A 19,252-nucleotide genomic window follows, 5' to 3' on the forward strand; every position below is an offset into this window, starting at 1 on the left:
TTTTACATTAATGTTGAAACAGGTTTCATCGCCTCGAAAGGGGTTTTGCAGCTTTTGCAATATAAAATGCTTCTGCAAGCAGTCGGGCCGAAAATATTGTCCATCGTCACATACGTCGATTCGCAATAAGGGCAATCCACATGCCAGGAACCATCTTCTTCGATGTGACGTGGCGGGGCAGCAATTCCAAACTCTTTCAACCCCGCGCGTCCTTGCTCCGTAACCCTGTCTGAAGTCCATGGCGGACTGTAAATGAAGTCTACGGTCACTTCATCCACTTCAGGAAGTTCTAAAACAGCTTTTCTAGTGTTTTCCCGAATGATCTCAAGTGCTGGACAGCCTAAAAATGTGGGCAACAAAATCACGGTTACGTGCTTGTTCTCCGTTTCGATCTTCTCTACCATTCCTAGATCCACAATGCTTACCGTATCAATTTCCGGGTCTTTGACGTTTCCGAGAATTTCTAGCACGGACTCAACCTTCGGATTTGTAGATAGTACCATTACGGACACCTCTTTCTAAGTTTGAAATTACCAAGCAGTCGCAGTGTCCAAACGATAGACTTCGGATAGAGTCGCGATAGCATCTTCCAAGTCTTTTGTATGCTCGCCATTACGGCCGTTCATTTCCGGTTTCTCAGGAATTGTCGGTAGAGCAATACCCAATTTTTCGAAAACAGGAGTAAGCGCAGCAATCCAGTTAGCTTTCAATTCTTCTTCCGATGCAATAAATCCTGCATTTACGATGTTTTCTTTTTGATCACCATAAGAAAACACATCGCCGAAATCCGGTACGACCAATTCAATGGCAGCCAGCATTCTTTTCTTCGCTTCTTCTGTCGAGCTTAACAATTGTTCGAACCATAGTTTCCAGTGCATCAAGTGGTAGTAAAGCTCCATATTTGCTTTGACGGCTACTTCCGCCAACGGCTCATAAGAACTTGAGCGCAAGGAATCGATTTTCACTTTTTTCGCTTGTGTGTAGAAATAGCTTCTTACCACGGTATAAGCCCAATCGTATTGTGGTGTATCCATGTAATACCCTTCTCCGTTCACACGCTCCACCAATACACTGTTGCTTCTCTCGCCGGCAGGACGTAGGTGAGCCAGGTCATCCGCTTTGCCTGCGCCAAGGTCTTCTAGTAATTTATAGAACATGGCGGCATGCCCCATTGTATCCTGTGTAATAGATGAGGAAGCTACGTCTTCCTCAATATGCGGAGCAAGGCCTAACCATTCAGATGCACGATATGAAAATAAGAAATCATCATCAGCCAGTTGGAATAGAAGCGCTTTCAACGCGTCATTTTCTTGTGCTGTCAGTACTTTTTCTGTATTACTCATTTCTTTCTTCCTCCCGCCCATGACAGTATTTCCTTCTCGTCTAACATGCCTTGTTCGTACTCACGCCATTTTTTACGAAGGTAGCCGTACCCTTTCGTTGTCCGGTAATCTTTATTATCTAATCGTTGAAGTGATAATCTTTCCTCTGGATTCATGGTGCGCACGTGCTTTTTATTGACTACCCAAATATCTACTACTGGCTCCCGGCGCATGAAGTTCTCTTGCGCCATCATGAGAGCCATGTCTTCATTTGGGGCCAATAAGTCGAATTGGTGTTGAAAATGGGATGTCGGCGTTCTTTTGCTGAACACTTCAAATTCTTGGTAAAATGTTTTCTCTGACATAGTCATCGTTCCTCCCTTAACGTCCTGTTAGTTTACTACCGCGGCTAACGCTTCGCGTACCCATGCGTTATTTTGATACGAAGAGCGTCGCAGGTTCAGGCGGGCTTGTGATCTTGGCCCTTGGTTGTTGATAATTTTCTTGAACTCTGCCCAGTCTGGCTGTTGATAGATCCACTCATTTTTCTCTTCGTCAAAACGGATTGTCGGGTCAGGAATAGTCAAACCAAGAGACAGGATCCGTGGAACATATTTATCTAGGAAGCTTTGGCGTAATTCTTCGTTCGTATTGATACGGATTTTAAATTTAACCATTGTGTCTTGTTTCGAGCTGCCTGTCGTCTCTTTGCTTGCAGGTCCAAAGAACATGAGAAGTGATGGCCACCAGCGGTTTAACGCATCTTGGATCATCGCCTTTTGCTCTTCTGTTCCTTCAGCGAGCGCCATGATGATTGCTTCACCGTGCTGCGCGTGGAAAACTTCTTCTGCACAGATTCGCTGTAATGCTTTTGCGTATGGTCCGTAAGAAGCACCTAACATGTTCGTTTGAGTAATAATAGCTGCGCCATCGACAAGCCAGCCAATTAATCCCGCATCTGCCCACGTTTTCGTATCCATATGGAAGACGTTATGGAATTTCAGATCTTCATTGAAAAGATCCTGCATAAGGTCGCCACGTGTTTTCCCGTAAGGTTTTAGCAAATCTTCCGCTACACGTAATAGAAGCTGGCCATGGCCCATCTCATCTTGAACTTTTGCCATGATGCCGAGTTTGCGGTAAAGGGAAGGTGCTTTTGGAACCCATTCTTTTTCCGGAAGCGCTCCCATAATTTCGCTGATACCGTGCATGGAAATCAATTTGATGAGTGCATTACGGTACTCATCCGGCATCCAATCATCCGCTTCAATCTTCTCTCCCGCTTCAAGACGCTCCATAAAGCGTTCCAATTTCTCTTCTTCTGTCATCGCCGTCAATGTAACCATTTTTCTTTTCCTCCTTCATATTGATTGTTTTCAATATGCCCTCACTTGGTATAACAACAATCAAACGACAGAGCTGCATATCGTTATATATAAGTTTAGTATAGTACATACAACCGCATAAAGCAAATGTATTCTGACAAATATACCGCCCATATTCTGTAATGCTTTCCAATCCGCCAGATAGAGATAAACCTAGATACTTAGTAGGTTCTCCAATGCTTTTCTCCCTTCCTGAAAGGTTATAGGGAGAGAAAAAGAGCATAGGAATCCCGCCTCTTTTTCAAAAGGCGGGTCCCAAGCCTAATTCATATTTCAAGAATCGCATTATTTATTAATTTCCAGTTATGGTTGCTTGCTTACACTTCTTCTAAAACAATCGGATGTTCTGCCACTTTAATAGAATCTGTCGGGCAGCCCTCTACTGCATCCTCCAGATCATCATAAAGATCCTCATCAACTTCGGCTGTCCCTTCGTTGTTGTCAAGATGCACGAATGCGAAGCCTTCATCGTCATATTCGAAAATATCCGGCGCACTCGCACCGCAAGCTCCGCAAGCGATACAAGTGGATTGATCTACAACTGTATATTTAGCCATATGGCCATATCCTCCTTTTTATGTGGAAAATGGATTATTGTCCGACTTTCACTTTTTTGTCTTCTTTTTGTTCCATAAGCGTTGTACTGTGAGTCGCTTGAACTTTGGCTGTCGGGTCAATGTAGACCTTCGCATTGCTTACCGCTGTTGGCGCTTCACCAAACCCACTAGCAATCAATTTAACTTTTCCTTCATACGTACAAATATCGCCCGCCGCGTAGATCCCTTCGATGTTTGTCTCCATTTTGGAATTCACGACGATGCTGTTCTTTTCAATTTCAAGGCCCCAATTGGCAATCGGTCCAAGAGATGAGACGAACCCATAGTTGACGATGACATCATCCACTTCCACTTCCTCTTTAAGCCCCTCTTTCACCTTCTCCAGGACGACTTTCTCAATTTTGTCTTCTCCGACAAATTCAACTGGAACGTAAGGAGTTTTTACTTCGACTTTCGAATTCATCAAGTTTTCGACACTCGCTTCATGCGCACGGAACTTATCGCGGCGGTGAATCAATGTTACTTTTTCCGCAATCGGCTCAAGCATGAGCGACCAGTCCACAGCTGAGTCTCCTCCGCCATAAACGTGGACGTTTTTGCCTGCAAACGAATTCAAATCTTTAATGAAGTAATGAAGATTCTTCCCTTCGTATTTCTCGGAATCCTCTAGACCCAGTTTACGAGGTTGGAACGCTCCATTTCCTGCCGTAATGATAATTGCCTTAGAATAATGGATTTCACGATTAGTCGTTAATTTAAATACACCATTTTCCAGTTTCTCTACTTCTTGAACATCTTGCTCAAGAGTGATAGTTGGCTCAAATTGTGACATTTGCTCGACCAGATTATCGATTAGATCTTGCCCACTGATTTTTGGGAAGCCAGCGATATCGTAAATGAATTTCTCAGGGTATAGAGCTGAAAGCTGTCCGCCCAATTGCGGTAGGCTTTCTATCAAGTTGACTGACATTTTTCGCATCCCAGCGTAAAAAGCCGTAAATAATCCGACCGGACCTCCTCCGATAACCGTTACATCGAAGATCTGTTCTTCCTGCATGAGAGAATCCCTCTTTTCAAAATTTTTGGTTTATAATCGTATCCTTTATTTACCCACGTATAACACAATTTAAACGATACGTTCATTTCTTGTGATATAAAGTATTTTAAACTATTCTTTCTTTACTGTCAACAATAGTTTCTGAAAACTCTCTGACATATTTATTTATTCCCTTCCTTATAAAGGGGTAGTTATTAAATGTCTTTATTTATGTGATTTAGATTAATTGACAGAATCTTATTCACTTTGGGAATTATTTGTGGTACGGTTTTAGAGTATAATATATCTATTTTCCTCCCGGCCGTTCAATTTATGTAGTGTATTATACGCTTGAAAAATAAGGAAGTGGGGTGTTTTATTTTTAAAAAATGGTATCGCTTACAATGATTCATATTATAAAAAGATAGGACGTGTATAAAATGACAAAACGGATAGATGAAACAGAGGTACATGAACTGCATTATGAGGAAATTCGAACCGTTCTTGAACAGGAACCGTATGCACAATATTTGGGTATGAAGCTGGTTGACTTTGGCCTCGGAACGGCGACTGCCGAGCTAGTGCCGACCAAAGATATGCTCAATGCACATAATACCGTTCATGGAGCAGTCCTATTCTCATTGGCCGATTATGTTTTTGCAGTGGCAAGTAATTCATACGGAAAAACTGCTGTCGGTGTAACCACGACAATGAATTTCATGTCTGCCGCCCTTGCCGGAGAAAAGATTACCGCAACGGCCCGTGAAGACAAGCGCAATCATCGTCTCGCTTGGTATACGATCGAAATCACCAATGGAAAAGACCTAATCGCCACAATGCAAGCGATGGTCTACCGGAAAAGTGAATATTTTGTTCCAGTGGAAGACTAATTTATTGCCCCTTGCCAGCAAGGGGTATCTTATTTTAAATAAGTTCCTTCTATTATAATAGGGGTTGTCCGAGAGAAGAATTCGAATGTAAATCTACTCGTAAGTCGGACTCCTGCTCATAAAACCGGGCAAGTGATCATATTTCCTGCCCAACGCTCATATCTTCCCGCATGCGATCATATTCCCTACCCAACGCCCACAATTCCCCGCTAGCGATCATATCTACTGCTCAACGCTCATATTCCCTCACGAGCGCTCATACCCATTCCAAAAAACGACTGTTTTCCCCAAATTAAAAACGAGGCGCTCGTTAAAGCGCCTCGCTTTTTTCACTTGATTGAATTACTCAAGAAAAGTCCACTTTCCGTCTTTGACAACTGCCATGACCAAACTGTCTGCTGTCAAACCGTTATGGTCTTGATCGGAGAAGTTGAATACGCCTGTCGTTCCAACCCAGTCTTTAACATTTGTTTCCAAGTAATCGCGGATGGATTCACGATCAGTTGCACCGTTCTTCAACGCTTCGACCACAAGCATGATATTATCATAGCCGTAAGAACCGAAGTTCGTTGGTTCGCTGCTATACTTCGCAGTGTACTCTTCGTAGAATGCGGAAATGACATCATATTGAACATCATCTGCTGGAATCTGGCTCGGGAATAGAAGTTTACCTGTCGGGATAACAACGCCTTCCGCTGCAGCTTCCGCCAATGTGATGAAGTTTTGGTTGGCAATTCCGTGGCTTCCGATGATCGGAAGTTTGACGCCTAGATCACGCGCGTTTTTCGCAATAACTGCCGGTCCAGGATTTGTTCCCCACACGATGATTGCTTCTGCACCCGATCCGTTGATCTTTGTCAACTGCGCACTCATGTCCGGATCTTGTGTGTTGTAGCTTTCTTTTGCAACAAGCTCAATTTTGTACTCATCTGCCATCGCTTCCATTTGCTCAAGGCCGCTGGAACCGAATGCGTTAGAGTCTGTAATTGTACCTACTTTGCTGATGCCTTGTTCATTCAAGTAAATGTAAACCCGCTCAACAGCGTGTCGGTCGGATTGAGGTGTTTTGAATACCCATTTCGACTCTTCTACTGGCTCGACAACATGTGTACTTGCTGCAGCCGAAACCATAGGTACTTGTAACTGCATGGCAATCCCTTTCATCGCCAAGCTTTCACCACTACCGGAAGAACCTAGAATCGCTAGAACTTTTTCGTCATTGATCAGACGATTGGCTTCTTGTGTCGCTTTTTCTTGGCTTGACTCGTCATCAGCAAGAATGATTTTGATCGGCACGCCGTTGATGCCGCCATCTGCATTGATTTTTTCTTCAATCAGTTTTGTTGCATTCCACTCGGGCTCGCCAAGCGGGCTATTTGGACCCGTTTTGGAATAAATCGCACCAATTTTGTATTCAGTAACTTCTCCGCCGCCTTCGCTGCCGCCTGTTGAACCGCCTTCTTCTTTCTCTTTACCGGCGCTTGAATCGTCTCCACTACATGCTGCGAGGAGCAAAGCAGTCAGGATAGCCATCAAAAATGGCAATAACAATTTTTTCATTCAAAATCCCCCATTTTAATGTACTGTGTGACCAAGATACGCTTCTTTAACTTCAGGATCATTTAACAATTCAGTGGATTTCCCGCTTTTGACAATCTCGCCATGTGAAATGACATAGCCTCTGTCGGCAATTTTTAGGGAAGCGTTCACGTTTTGCTCAATCAGCAGAACCGTCGTGCCAAATTCATCCCTTAAATCGCGAACCAGTTCTAACACGTCTTTTGCAATGATCGGAGCGAGTCCTAGTGTGGGCTCATCCAGCAAAAGCAGTTCCGGTTCAGCCATTACACCCCGTGCAATAGCAAGCATTTGTTGCTGACCGCCCGACATCGTTCCCCCAAGCTGGTCTTTCCTGTCTTTCAAAATTGGGAATAAATCAAAAACTTTCTCGATATTTTGCTCGATTTTCTTCATTTTTGATTTTTTACGGTGATGGTAGGCGCCAAGGTACAGATTGTCCAACACCGTCATCGTAGAAAACACTTGACGATGTTCAGGTACATGCACTAGGTGCTTTTCCACGACTTTTTCAGCTTCCATCCCCGTAATATCCGTGCCTTGATAAATCACCTTTCCGCCGGTTGGCTTCAAGAGTCCTGAAATCGTTTGCAATAATGTGGTTTTGCCAGCCCCATTCGCCCCTAACAGAGCCACAATCTCCCCTTTGTTGACAGATAGGGATACCTTGTCCAATGCTTGGATGGGTCCGTAACTAACCGAAAGATCAATGACTTCCATCAATTTTTCGCCGCTCATATCGCCTCCCCCACCTTTTCAGCTTCAGATTCATCTATATCAGCACCTAAATAGGCAGTGATAACCGCTTCATTCTCCTGTATCTCTTTCGGTGTCCCTTCGGCAATTTTCACGCCTTGATCCAGCACCACAAGCTTGTCACAGATGCTCATCACCAAATCCATGTCATGCTCTACGACGAGGACGGTAACACCCGAATCACGGACTTTTTTAATCAGTTCGCTCATTTCCAATGTTTCCTTATGATTCAATCCCGCCGCAATCTCATCGAGCAATAGAAGCTTCGGCTCCGTCGCAAACGCTCTAGCGAATTCCAAAAGCCTCAACTTCCCAAGAGATAGACTTGCCGCCTTTTGGTCATAGAGGTCTTCAAGGCCGAAAAACTCTAAATAACTCATCGCTTCGTCATACACTTTCCGTTCCCTTTTCGTCAAACCAAGCAACATGGAAGCCATTCCGAGTAGATCAGTTTTTGTTTTCATATGCTGACCAACCATCACATTTTCAATGACCGTCATATTTTTGAAGACCTGCAAGTTTTGGAAAGTACGTGAAATGCCCAATGGTGCAACCTGGAATGAAGGCAGCTTCTCAATCCGCTGTCCCTTGAAAGTAATCGTTCCTTCCGTAGGCGGAAAAACGGACGAGATCATATTGAACATTGTACTTTTCCCAGCACCATTCGGACCGATTAGTCCGACAATCTGTCCTTCCTGAACTGAAAAAGTCACATCACTATTCGCCACGACCCCACCGAATCTTTTTGTAATAGATTCCACTTGTAACAATTAAGACCGCCTCACTTTCAATCAAATACACTCTGACATCATTTCAATCGCCACTTACTAATCACGACTTTAGTAACCTTCCAATGCAGAGGAGTAGGGGAGAATAATCCTCCCCCTACTTTCCTCTATTTTAAAAAATCAATTTACAATTCTCGTTTTGCCGCTGCGACTTTAATCATTGATTTCTTACTGGATCGTTTAATCGCCAACGATTCAAACCAGTCAGCAATCGTAGGGAATAGACCACGTGGCAAGAAAATAACAACAAGCATCAAAATCAGACCGTAAATGACATGTTCGAAGTCACTTGTGATAAAAGGAAACTTTTCTCCAAGTGCGTGAACGACTATTCCGACTACTCTAATAAGCAAGGTCCCGATCAAAGCTCCCCAAACACTGCCACTTCCACCGAGAACGACCATTGCCAAGAATAAGATAGACGCATCAATCGTAAAGGCTGCAGGAGAAATACTATAACTCATATGAGCAAATAGCCATCCGGCTAGACCGGCAAACATCGCACTTAAAATGAAAATTTGCATCTTGTACTTGCCCGTGTTCACACCCATCGCACTGGAAGCAATTTCACTATCATGTATCGAACGGAGCGCGCGACCTACTCGCGAATGAACGATATTTAATGAAAGAACTAATACTACTAAGACAAAGAACCAAACTAGATAATAGTAAGGAACCCCTTGAGTAATGGACGTACCGAACAAATTAAGTTGTGGAATCCCGAAGAATCCCGATGCCCCCTTAGTTACCCCGCGCCATTCAACCAATAAAGTATGGACGATAATCCCCAAGGCAAGAGTCGCCATCGCTAGATAATATCCGCTCAAGCGAGACATCGTATAACCCATGATGAAGGCCAAAACGGCTGGCAGTAATAGAGCGACAGGCAAACTGATCCAAGGACTCCATCCCATCGTTGCCGTCAGTACCGATGTTGTATAAGCACCGATTCCGTAAAAAGCGGCTTGTCCCAACGAAATTTGTCCAGCGTACCCCATCAAGAGACCAAGCCCTATCGCGATAATGGCATAGATACCTGCAAAGGTCGCTTGGGTCAGATAGAAGGATTGCTTCACTACCATCGGGAAGACGAGGATTGCCAAAGCGAAAATGAGCACGCCTGACCATTTGGTCTGTTGAACACCACGAAGCTTCATTACAATCCTCCTTTTCCGACACTTTTTTCACCAAGAATTCCGCTTGGACGGATTAACAAGATCAATAGGATGGCCGAGAACGTAATTGCGTCTTTCATACCCGAGCTAATATACCCAGCTCCTAACGATTCCAACAAACCGATCAACAAGCCACCGACTACAGCTCCAGGTGCACTTCCAAGACCTCCAAGGATGGCTGCTGAAAACCCTTTGATACCCAACATGGCACCCATGTCATATGCAGGGAACATGATGGGAGCGATCGCAAGACCCGCCAATGCACCAAGCGCGGCACTTAATGTAAATGAAAGCGATGACATCCTTATCGGACTGACACCCATTAAACGAGCTGCCAACGGATTTACCGAAGAAGCTTGGAACGCTTTTCCAACCATTGTTTTATCAATTAGAATATAAAGAAGGAATACAACTAGCAACATGATCAAGACAACCCACATCGCTTGAGGAGTAATTGTCGCTCCTGCGACATTGATCGGCGTGTTTTCCGTGAAGGGAGCAACCCGTAATTGGTCCTTCCCCCACACCACACTCGCAATCCCGCGAATAAAAATAGACGCACCGATTGTCAGAATGATCAAACTGATTGCATCTGCGCCCTTTGCCCGTCTAATTAATATGAATTCCATAATCCAACCGAGAATGAGTACAAAGAAAATAGTGATGAAAAAAGCAAGCCAATAAGGAATGCCAGCCGTTGTCAAGGAGAACATCGTCAATCCGCCCAGCATGACAAATTCACCCTGCGCCAGATTAATCACTTTCGTAACACTATATATCGTTACGAAGCCGAGAGCGACAATGGCATAAATGCTGCCTATTGTCACTCCAGTCAACGTAAACTGTAGAAGATCCCCCATTTAATACACTCCTTTTTCTAAGGTGTCCTAATTAGACACCAATCGGGTTAGATTCCCGCTTATCAACTAAACGAATGGCCTTTCCTTCAGAGCGCGGAATTGTTTTTGGTGCATTAACGACTACATCCACGGAGATGAGGCATGTCGATTTCATTTGATGTTGTATTTTTTTCTTCAACGCAGCAATCAACGCATGATTTAGGTCTTCCTCTACCGTGGCATATAGAGTTGCGTCGCACTCGACATGTAGCTCGATGCCTTCCATAACCCCTTTTTGAATGCGGTGAATTTGATAAACAGGGAATAGTCCTTCAATTTTGAGTAGTTCTCTTTCCATTTCTGAAGGGAAAACGTTTACACCACGGACAATGAGCATATCATCCGTACGTCCTTTGACACGTGACATACGAGTCGTCGTTCTGCCACATTTACATTTTTCACGTGTAATGGAAGCAATGTCACCCGTACGGTAACGGATCACTGGCAACGCTTCCTTTTGAAGGCTCGTAAAGACGACCTCTCCACTTTCACCATCTGGCACCGGTTGAAGTGTATCCGGATCGATGATTTCAATAAAGAAGTGATCTTCCGCAATATGAAGACCATCTTGTGCTTCATGGCATTCCACTGCTACGCCAGGTCCCATAATTTCACTTAAGCCGTAAATATCAACAGCTTTGATATCCAATTTTTCCTCAAGTTTTGCACGCATTTCTTCCGACCAAGCCTCAGCACCGAAAATACCATATTTCAGCTCTGTCTCACGCGGGTTAATGCCCATGTCTTCCATTTTCTCGACAATACTTAAAATATAGGATGGTGTTCCGCAAATTCCTCTTGGTTTCAGGTCGTTGATCAACGTGATTTGACGCTCTGTATTCCCACCGGAGATTGGAACCGTTGCCACACCTAGCTCGTCTGCTCCTTGGTGAAGACCCAATCCGCCTGTAAACAAGCCATAACCGTATGCGTTATGGAATACATCGGACTTTTTTCCACCTGCCGCCACGATAGCTCGCGCCACAATAATTCCCCAGTTTTTCAAATCCTTTTCGGTATAGCCGACTATTGTAGGCTTGCCACTTGTCCCGGAAGAGCCGTGAATACGTGTAACTTCTTCAATAGGAACGGCGAATAACCCGTATGGGTACTGATCGCGGAAATCCTTCTTGATAGTGAAAGGTAGTTTTACAATATCATCTATAGTTTGAATGTCTTCTGGTTTAACACCTAGCTCATCAAATTTTTGTCTGTAGAACTCCACATTGTCATACACATTTTTCACCGTTGTCTTTAGACCGCTCAACTGCCACTCTTCCATTTGAGCGCGTGAGGCCGATTCAATTTCTGGATTGTACATAATAGCCTTTCCTCCCAATTGCATAGTAGTTTGGTCGCAATAAATATAACGAATAATAAACGAATTCGCTTTTGTCTGTAATATAAACATTAGATTAATACATAGTTTAGACAAAGTCAATACCAATTTCAGATAATTCTTTATTGGAAGTTATAGAGTGAAAGCACTTTCAAAGAGTTTCTAACTTTCTCTTTCCTGTTTAGTGGCTTGCTAGTATTGAGCATAAGTCCAAACGACCCTATAGCAACTTTATCAAGTATGTAGTTCTTTTAATCTGTTTTATAAAAATACGAAGTATATTCAAATAGTATTTTTCTAGTAAATAAAACGAAAACAAAAAGCGATTTCGAATGGGAAATCGCTTCTAGGATGAGGATGAGGATTATGCTTTTACAGCTGTAGCATTTTCAATTGCTTGTTTCAAATCGGCAATAATATCGTCTGCCGACTCCAATCCAACGGAGAGGCGGATGAGTTCTTCCGTTACACCGGAAGTTTCCAAATCTTCCGCACTGAGTTGCTGGTGTGTTGTCGAAGCCGGGTGTATAATGAGTGATTTTGCATCACCCACATTGGCTACATGGGACCAGATATTCACGTTATCAATGACTTTTCGGCCTGCTTCACGGCCGCCTTTGATGCCGAATACAATAATAGAGCCTTCACCGTGCTTCAAGTATTTTTTCGCAGCTTCATAAGACGGATGATCTTCCAGTCCTGTGTAAGTCACCCATTCGACGGCCGGATGCTCTTGCAAGAATTTCGCGACCTTCAGTGCATTTTCATTATGTCTCGTCACGCGTAGATGAAGTGTCTCCAGCCCTTGTAGGAAGTTGAATGCACTGTCCGGATCTAGGCAAGGTCCGAAGTCGCGTAGTAACTGGACACGTAGCTTCGTTGCAAATGCGGCGCCTGCCGTATCAATACCGTAGCGGAGTCCATGGTAGGTTTCATCCGGTTCTGTGAAACCTGGGAATTTTCCTCTTGTCCAGTCGAACTTACCCGCATCTACCGCTACACCGCCAATTGTCGTGCCATGGCCACCAATCCATTTCGTTGCGGAATGAATGACAACATCTGCACCGAACTCGATTGGATTACAACCATAAGGAGAAGCGAATGTATTATCTATTAAGAGTGGAATATCATTTTCATGGGCGACATTTGCGACCGCTTCAATATCAAGCACATGGAGGCTTGGATTTCCGATCGTTTCCGCAAACAACGCTTTTGTTTTCTCTGTAATGGCAGCACGGAAGTTCTCAGGGTCAGTCGCATCGACAAACTTTACATGGATGCCATAACGCGGCAAAGTGACAGCGAATAGATTATAAGTACCGCCATACAGATTGCCGGCCGCCACGATTTCATCTCCCGCACCCGCAATATTCAGAATGGAAAATGCGATGGCCGCCATGCCTGAAGATAGCGCGACAGCAGCAGTGCCGCCTTCCAAAAGGGCAATCCTCTCTTCAAATACCGAAACAGTCGGATTTGTAATACGTGTATAAATATTGCCCGCTTCTTGAAGGGCAAATAAATTTTGAGCATGTTCCGTATCACGGAATACAAAAGAAGTCGTACGATGGATCGGCACTGCTCGTGACCCTGTAACAGGATCAGGCTTCTGGCCTCCATGTAATAAGAGAGTTTCAGGTTGTAAATTTGACATCATTGATTACCTCCAAAATTGTAGTGGTTTAGATGGAATTACGGAGGCGGTAGGGGTAAGAAATAGAACAAAAACCCCCTTCGCTTAAGAAGAGGGTATGCTTTCGCTATTCCTCCCCTTATCTTTCAGACCGTTTGCACGAATCTGTAGGAAGTAGCACCTTTGCAAGTTGGCCTTGCCGGTTGCCGGGCATCGCAGGGCCTAGTCCCTCCGCCGCTCTTGATAAGAGTTGTGTATGTTTCAGTTTTCCATCTTGTGAAACAGTATAGAGGTTGTCCGCTTTCATTGTCAAGGGTTTATTTCAAATTTCTGAAACTTGCAATTGCTTAGAGATGGTATACTTTAGTTATTCGGATGATGGGGGAATGTTTATGGGAATTTGGCTATTCGGCATCTTGTTATGGGGGTATGCGATCGGGTGCTTGCATGGATCGGTCGTGGCTCAGAAACTATCCGGAGTTAATTTAAAAGAGACTGGCGTTAAAAATGCAGGCGCCTCCAACGCCACTATTGTACTAGGCAAAAAATTCGGCGCACTTGTCGCTTTGATCGATATTGGAAAGGGCGTTGTGGCCGTGTTGTTAGCGGGATGGGCCATCGGGATTGCCGATTTATCCGCGGGCGCCGGCTCCGCCTTGTTGTTCCTTGCTGGTGTGGCAGCGGTCCTTGGCCATGTCTTTCCGTTCCATATGGGATTCAATGGTGGGAAAGGGACCGCCACACTTATCGGGATTCTCCTCGCCCTTGATTGGAAAATGGGACTTATTGGTCTGCTTCTGTTCATCGTCGTCACTTTCATAACGGATTTCATTGTCTTCGGAGTATTGACGTTATACGTAGTACTTCTTTTTACCGCTTATTGGCTTGGTGGCGCTTGGACAGTCGGCTTGGCCATGTTGCTATTCGTCTTGGCCATTTGGAAGCATATCGAAAATTTCAAACGGCTGCGAAATGGAACGGAAAACCGGGTTTCAGCCGTATTTAAAAAGAAAAAAACAACATAGAAACCGATTCTACCTCGTGTTTTCAGGAGCGATTGTCTTATTAGGGCTTGAAATAACGAAATTAGTATGTTAGGTTTGAAAACAGAAAATTTATTAGAACTCTGTTAACATGTATAACCTCAATAATATGGTTTGAGGGTCTCTACCAGGAACCGTTAAATCCTGACTACATAAATAAATTGTAGTCGGGGTTTTTTTATGCCTAAAAATTTAACTACAGAGCATCTTACATAATATAGGAGCTGTTTCTCATGAATTTTAAAGTTTTCATACTGGCAGCATCCGCTATAACTGTAGGGTTGGTGGAATTGATTGTAGGTGGGATCTTACCTGTCATCGCGGAGGATTTACAGGTGTCCCTTCATACCGCTGGCCAACTTATTACCGTTTTCGCTCTTGTGTATGCCATTTCCGGTCCTGTCCTTTTATCGTTAACTGTAAAAATAGAGCGGAAGAAGTTGTATCTTATAGCGTTGACAGTATTTTTCTTCGGAAATCTAATGACTTATTTCAGTCCTACTTTTTCACTCATCATGGTTGCTAGGATCATTACAGCCATGAGTGCATCTTTAGTTATCATACTTTCACTGACCATTACATCTAGGATTGTAGAGCCGGTGCATCGGGCCAAATCTCTGGGCATTATCTATATGGGGATCAGCTCCTCGCTCGTGTTGGGAGTGCCGATAGGAATTGTCGTGACCGATGCGTTTGGCTGGCGTACCGTTTTTCTAGGGATAGCTGTTCTGTCGATCGGTTCCGCTGTATTGGTTTATACACTTTTGGAGAAAGTCCTCCCGGGTAAAATCTTACCGATATCCGCGCAGGTAAAATCCCTTGGTAATTTAAAAATCATGGGAGCACATTTAGCGATGATGTTCATGTTAGCCGGCCACTATACTGTATATGCTTATTTTACACCTTTTTTAGAAACCACTTTGCATTTCAATCCGTATTGGATCAGCATTAGCTATCTTCTTTTTGGAGTCGCAGCGGTAAGCGGCGGCGCACTAGGAGGAGCACTGGCTGATCAAATCGGATCGCCGAAAAGTATATTGATTGTTATTAGTTCTTTTGCTTTCATACTTGTTGCGCTTCCCTACTCTACGTTTTCCCATGCTGTATTTTTTGGTGTGATGATGGTGTGGGGCGCATTGAGTTGGTCTTTGGCGCCTCCTATGCAGAATTATCTTATCAGTACCGATCCCGATTCTTCCGATATACACCAGAGCTTAAATAACTCTGCCCTTCAGATTGGGATTGCCCTAGGCTCGGGTATCGGTGGAGCGGTATTGGAGCACACAGGTTCAGTTGTTCATACAGCCAGCGTAGGTGCTGGTGTCGTGGTAGTCTCACTCGTATTCGCTATTTTTTCGTTAGCTTTGCCTTCTTCAAAGAAAGCAAACGAAAGCTCCTCCATCCATTGATTGGACAACTACCAATCAATCCATATTTAGGAAAATAGATAAGGGCTGGCATAGAAATTTAGTTTTCACTAATTCTCTGTCAGCCCTCGTTCATTAAAAATCCATCCATATCTTGATAGCCGTTCCCAAGATGAGAACCGCTAAAATCCCTTGCAATACTTTCGTATTCATTTTCTGGCCGGCTTTCGCTCCGAGTGGCGCAGCTAAGACACTGGCAACAATCATGACAGCGGCAGGGCCATACAATACTTGATCGGTCACCACTTTCCCGATCGTCGAACCGATGGAGGAGATGAACGTGATTGCTAGCGAGGTGGCAATCGTCATGCGTGTCGGGATTTTCAATACGACCAACATGATCGGCACGAGGATGAATGCTCCGGCCGCCCCAACAATCCCTGCCCCGATTCCGACAAGGAACGATAGTGATGTCGCAAGCCATTTATTAAACGTCACTTCATCCGCAGGAATATCATCCAACCCTTTTTTCGGAACGAACATCATGACGGCCGCAATGGTCGCCAACATACCATAGACCAGATTGACCATGTTCTCCGACAACAAGTTCGAGCCGAATCCGCCGATAAAACTCCCGATCAGAACGCTGCTTCCCATGTAAAGGAGGAGTGTTTTATTGATCAACCCGCTTTTCCGATACGCCCAGACACCGGAAATCGTTGCAAAGAATACTTGGATTGCGCTGATCCCCGACACTTCATGGGCTGTGAAAGCCACCATTCCGAGCAAGGGTGGAATATAAAGCAGCATCGGGTACTTGATGATCGATCCGCCGATTCCTACCATTCCGGAAATGAAGGAACCGATAAACCCGATGAGAAAGATGGTGGTGATTAAAGCGAAATCCACTTCAAACTCCTCCTTTCATATGGTACAAAAAGTTGATCAGCCTTTTTGGATCCAAAACTTAAAGATGCCGCCCTCTTCGGATTGCTCCAGCAATTGGTGACCGCCCGATTTAGACCAGGCAGTCAAATCCGCCACCGACCCTTTATCCGTCGTATGGATTTCCAAGATGTCACCTTCCGCCATTTCCTTCATCGCCTTTCTGGCACGGACCACCGGCATTGGGCAAGCTAGCCCTTTTGCATCTAGAAATGTTGTTGAATTCATTTGTGTTCTCTCCTCTTCGTTTTTTATCGTACGGCACAGCGATTCGGGCCGATTTCCATTTCACGTTGCGTCTCCTCGTCAGGCGTGATTTTGCCCATATTCGTCTTCCGGATTTCCTGATATGCATTCGGCTGAGGAGGCAAGTTCTCCGTCACTAGCTTCCTAAACTCTGTTTCATTTTCGATATTCAATCCATGATTCTTTTCAAATAATGTGCCCAATCTCTCTGCGACACTTCCGTCATCATTCAATTCCTCGATAATCATGAAATGGGCAGGAAGGACGATGAGTTCTTCGGACAACTCCCTATACCGTTTATAGAGGGACTCCCGCAGATCACCGACCCAGTCTTCCGCCAATCCCGCAAGATCTGGACGCCCGATGGAATCGATGAACAGAATATCGCCTGACAACAAATACTTGTCATCTACCACGAACGAAGTGGAGCCAATTGTATGTCCTGGCGAATAAAGAGGTTGGATGGAGATCGTCGTTTTACCGATCAGAATATCACGGCCTTCTTCGAGCGGTTCATAGGCAAATGTCACTTCGCCCGCATCCTTTGGAGGAAGCCAATACGTACCGCCTACTTGCTCTGCAATTTTACGTCCTCCCGAAATATGGTCGGCATGCAAATGCGTATCAAGTACATGAGTGATCTTCGATTTCAATTTCTCCGCAAAGCTTGTAAACACATCAGTCATCCGTGTTGCATCGACGATTGCTGCTTCCCCGTTGGAGACGATCATATAGGAAAGACAACCTTTACCGATTCGGACAAATTGATACAATTCACCGCCATCCGTCAAATCACCGACTTTGACCGGTTGCAGATGTTCGCTCCAAGCCTTCATACCACCTTCCAAATAGAATGCTGTCCGTCCTTGTTCCGCAATCATCTCCGCTACCATGATGGAAGAACCCTCTTTGGCACAGACGACTACGATGTCCAAATCGGGCGAAAGCTGATCCATGATCCCTTCCACGCCATCCAGGAGATCAAAGTATGGGATATTGAGATGCCGGATTCCCTCCCCTTCGATTTTCCAATCTGCGAATGCGGCTGCATTCCGGACATCGAGAATGAAAACCGGCTCTTTATTTATAATTTTTCTCGCCATCTCACTTGTCGTCATAGGTTTAATTGACATATTTATATACCCCCTGTTGTATTGGATTATTGAATGGATTTTTCGATCGGACCGCTCCATGCAGTCATGCCGGGAAGAACGTTTTTCACATCTGTGAAGCCGGCTTCTGTCAATTTTTGCGCAGCCAAGTCGCTGCGGTTTCCTGTCCGGCAGACGACATAGAGCGTCTCTTCCTTCGGCAGCTTTAATGAAGCGGTCTCAAGGTCGCCCAATGGAATTGATAGGGCCCCCGGAATATGGCTGAACGCGTACTCGACTGATTCACGGACATCCAGGATGACAGGGCGATTGTTATTTTTCAAAATGGCTTGGAGTTCTTCATTTGACACGGTATGCGGATGACGCTGCTCCATCTTTTCTTCCTCACTCGATTTGCGAATATAGTGCTTCAAATGGCCATCTTCTTCGATGGTGCCTAAATAATGATGTCCTGAGCTCTCCGCCCAAGCTTTTAAATCCGCTATCGACCCTTTATCCGTCGCCTGAACCTCGATCACTTCCCCAGGTTCCATGCCTTTGACCGCTTTTCTCGTCTTCACGATCGGCATCGGACATGCCAACCCTTTTGCATCGAGGACTGCATTTGATTGAATCATTTCATCTTCTCCTTTAGGTATGCCCGTATGGGTATGTTGTAAATTAAAAAAATTTTTGTTTAAATAAATAGGTTGATGTTTCCGTCCTGCGCGTTGGCAAGATAGGCGGCAACCCCCGCGTATTCAATGCCGTCCATCAATTCTTGTTGATCCAAACCAAGAAGATCCATCGTCATCGTACACGCCACCAGTTTAATATCTTGTTCTTGCGCCAGCTCGATCAACTGCGGTAGCGTCATGGCATTATGCTTTTTTATGACATGTTTGATCATCTTCGGACCCATGCCCGCAAAATTCATTTTGGAAATCCCCATCTTATCTGCCCCGCGCGGCATCATTTTTCCAAACATCTTTTCCAAGAAACCTTTTGTTACAGGCATGGGCTCCTCTTTCCGCAGGGCATTCAATCCCCAGAACGTATGGAAAATTGTCACTTCATGATCATAAGCAGCCGCTCCATTTGCAATGATATAGGCAGCCATCGCCTTGTCATAATCCCCGCTAAACAATATGATGGTCGTCTTTTTCGTTTCTTCCAACCTGATCCTCTCCTCTATCTCAATT

General features: G+C 44.6%; 21 protein-coding genes and 2 riboswitches. Of the genes, 3 read left to right on the forward strand and 18 right to left on the reverse strand.

Annotated features, from left to right (window positions below):
- Positions 1-2 precede the first annotated feature (2 nt).
- From paaD to AB1K83_RS14575, 6 genes are all read right to left on the reverse strand, one after another.
- A complete protein-coding gene (paaD, locus tag AB1K83_RS14550) occupies positions 3-503 on the reverse strand; it encodes a 1,2-phenylacetyl-CoA epoxidase subunit PaaD (RefSeq protein ID WP_413058938.1) in 501 nt (166 codons plus the stop codon).
- A 27-nt stretch (positions 504-530) separates the two neighbouring features.
- Complete coding sequence (gene paaC / locus AB1K83_RS14555) at positions 531-1,343, reverse strand: 1,2-phenylacetyl-CoA epoxidase subunit PaaC (protein ID WP_413058939.1); 813 nt, start codon at positions 1,341-1,343, stop codon at positions 531-533.
- Positions 1,340-1,687 (reverse strand): 1,2-phenylacetyl-CoA epoxidase subunit PaaB, encoded by a 348-nt coding sequence (gene paaB / locus AB1K83_RS14560; protein WP_413058940.1) that lies wholly within the window; start codon positions 1,685-1,687, stop codon positions 1,340-1,342. The genes paaC and paaB overlap by 4 nt, the downstream gene beginning before the upstream one ends.
- Before the next feature lie 27 nt (positions 1,688-1,714).
- Entirely contained in the window at positions 1,715-2,668 is a 954-nt protein-coding gene (gene paaA, locus AB1K83_RS14565) for a 1,2-phenylacetyl-CoA epoxidase subunit PaaA (protein WP_413058941.1), read from the reverse strand.
- A 356-nt stretch (positions 2,669-3,024) separates the two neighbouring features.
- Positions 3,025-3,264, reverse strand: coding sequence for a ferredoxin (locus AB1K83_RS14570; RefSeq protein ID WP_413058942.1), 240 nt, complete (start codon positions 3,262-3,264; stop codon positions 3,025-3,027).
- 34 nt (positions 3,265-3,298) lie between these two features.
- A complete protein-coding gene (locus AB1K83_RS14575) occupies positions 3,299-4,321 on the reverse strand; it encodes an NAD(P)/FAD-dependent oxidoreductase (protein WP_413058943.1) in 1,023 nt (340 codons plus the stop codon).
- Positions 4,322-4,740: 419 nt separating this feature from the next.
- On the opposite strand from AB1K83_RS14575, the gene AB1K83_RS14580 reads away from it, so the two are divergent.
- On the forward strand, positions 4,741-5,190 hold the full coding sequence (locus AB1K83_RS14580) for a PaaI family thioesterase (RefSeq protein ID WP_413058944.1): 450 nt from the start codon (positions 4,741-4,743) through the stop codon (positions 5,188-5,190).
- Positions 5,191-5,532: 342 nt separating this feature from the next.
- On the opposite strand, the gene AB1K83_RS14585 is transcribed toward AB1K83_RS14580, so the two are convergent.
- The 7 genes from AB1K83_RS14585 to AB1K83_RS14615 all read right to left on the reverse strand — a co-directional run bounded on the left by AB1K83_RS14585 (position 5,533) and on the right by AB1K83_RS14615 (position 13,379).
- Entirely contained in the window at positions 5,533-6,750 is a 1,218-nt protein-coding gene (locus AB1K83_RS14585; RefSeq protein WP_413058945.1) for an ABC transporter substrate-binding protein, read from the reverse strand.
- A 15-nt stretch (positions 6,751-6,765) separates the two neighbouring features.
- Positions 6,766-7,506 (reverse strand): ABC transporter ATP-binding protein, encoded by a 741-nt coding sequence (locus AB1K83_RS14590; protein ID WP_413058946.1) that lies wholly within the window; start codon positions 7,504-7,506, stop codon positions 6,766-6,768.
- Positions 7,503-8,294 carry an ABC transporter ATP-binding protein gene (locus AB1K83_RS14595; protein WP_413058947.1) on the reverse strand — a complete coding sequence of 264 codons (792 nt, stop codon included), beginning with the start codon at positions 8,292-8,294 and terminating at the stop codon, positions 7,503-7,505. The genes AB1K83_RS14590 and AB1K83_RS14595 overlap by 4 nt, the downstream gene beginning before the upstream one ends.
- 143 nt (positions 8,295-8,437) lie before the next feature.
- Positions 8,438-9,469 (reverse strand): branched-chain amino acid ABC transporter permease, encoded by a 1,032-nt coding sequence (locus AB1K83_RS14600; RefSeq protein WP_413058948.1) that lies wholly within the window; start codon positions 9,467-9,469, stop codon positions 8,438-8,440.
- Entirely contained in the window at positions 9,469-10,347 is an 879-nt protein-coding gene (locus tag AB1K83_RS14605) for a branched-chain amino acid ABC transporter permease (RefSeq protein WP_413058949.1), read from the reverse strand. Before AB1K83_RS14605 ends, AB1K83_RS14600 begins: the two co-directional genes overlap by 1 nt.
- Before the next feature lie 31 nt (positions 10,348-10,378).
- Positions 10,379-11,707, reverse strand: coding sequence for a phenylacetate--CoA ligase family protein (locus AB1K83_RS14610; protein ID WP_413058950.1), 1,329 nt, complete (start codon positions 11,705-11,707; stop codon positions 10,379-10,381).
- A 382-nt stretch (positions 11,708-12,089) separates the two neighbouring features.
- The gene (locus AB1K83_RS14615) at positions 12,090-13,379 is read right to left on the reverse strand and encodes an O-acetylhomoserine aminocarboxypropyltransferase/cysteine synthase family protein (protein ID WP_413059016.1); all 1,290 of its coding nucleotides are present in this window, start codon (positions 13,377-13,379) and stop codon (positions 12,090-12,092) included.
- 115 nt (positions 13,380-13,494) lie between these two features.
- A riboswitch (SAM riboswitch) is annotated at positions 13,495-13,608 on the reverse strand.
- A gap of 142 nt (positions 13,609-13,750) precedes the next feature.
- Here AB1K83_RS14615 and AB1K83_RS14620 point away from each other — a divergent pair.
- The gene (locus AB1K83_RS14620) at positions 13,751-14,383 is read left to right on the forward strand and encodes a glycerol-3-phosphate acyltransferase (RefSeq protein WP_413058951.1); all 633 of its coding nucleotides are present in this window, start codon (positions 13,751-13,753) and stop codon (positions 14,381-14,383) included.
- 89 nt (positions 14,384-14,472) lie between these two features.
- A riboswitch (purine riboswitch) is annotated at positions 14,473-14,572 on the forward strand.
- Positions 14,573-14,634: 62 nt separating this feature from the next.
- Positions 14,635-15,810, forward strand: coding sequence for an MFS transporter (locus AB1K83_RS14625; protein ID WP_413058952.1), 1,176 nt, complete (start codon positions 14,635-14,637; stop codon positions 15,808-15,810).
- 93 nt (positions 15,811-15,903) lie between these two features.
- Here the strand turns inward: AB1K83_RS14625 and AB1K83_RS14630 are convergent, their stop codons facing one another.
- Genes AB1K83_RS14630 through AB1K83_RS14650 form a run of 5 tightly spaced genes read right to left on the reverse strand, consistent with a single transcriptional unit; the run spans position 15,904 to position 19,227 of the window.
- Complete coding sequence (locus AB1K83_RS14630; protein WP_413058953.1) at positions 15,904-16,677, reverse strand: sulfite exporter TauE/SafE family protein; 774 nt, start codon at positions 16,675-16,677, stop codon at positions 15,904-15,906.
- A 36-nt stretch (positions 16,678-16,713) separates the two neighbouring features.
- The gene (locus tag AB1K83_RS14635; protein ID WP_413058954.1) at positions 16,714-16,941 is read right to left on the reverse strand and encodes a sulfurtransferase TusA family protein; all 228 of its coding nucleotides are present in this window, start codon (positions 16,939-16,941) and stop codon (positions 16,714-16,716) included.
- A 23-nt stretch (positions 16,942-16,964) separates the two neighbouring features.
- A complete protein-coding gene (locus AB1K83_RS14640) occupies positions 16,965-18,092 on the reverse strand; it encodes an MBL fold metallo-hydrolase (protein ID WP_413058955.1) in 1,128 nt (375 codons plus the stop codon).
- 26 nt (positions 18,093-18,118) lie between these two features.
- On the reverse strand, positions 18,119-18,688 hold the full coding sequence (locus AB1K83_RS14645) for a sulfurtransferase TusA family protein (RefSeq protein ID WP_413058956.1): 570 nt from the start codon (positions 18,686-18,688) through the stop codon (positions 18,119-18,121).
- 59 nt (positions 18,689-18,747) lie between these two features.
- A complete protein-coding gene (locus tag AB1K83_RS14650) occupies positions 18,748-19,227 on the reverse strand; it encodes a DsrE/DsrF/DrsH-like family protein (RefSeq protein WP_413058957.1) in 480 nt (159 codons plus the stop codon).
- Between the last annotated feature and the right edge of the window lie 25 nt (positions 19,228-19,252).

The organism is Sporosarcina sp. 179-K 3D1 HS (genome assembly GCF_047228905.1).
Lineage (GTDB): Bacteria > Bacillota > Bacilli > Bacillales_A > Planococcaceae > Sporosarcina.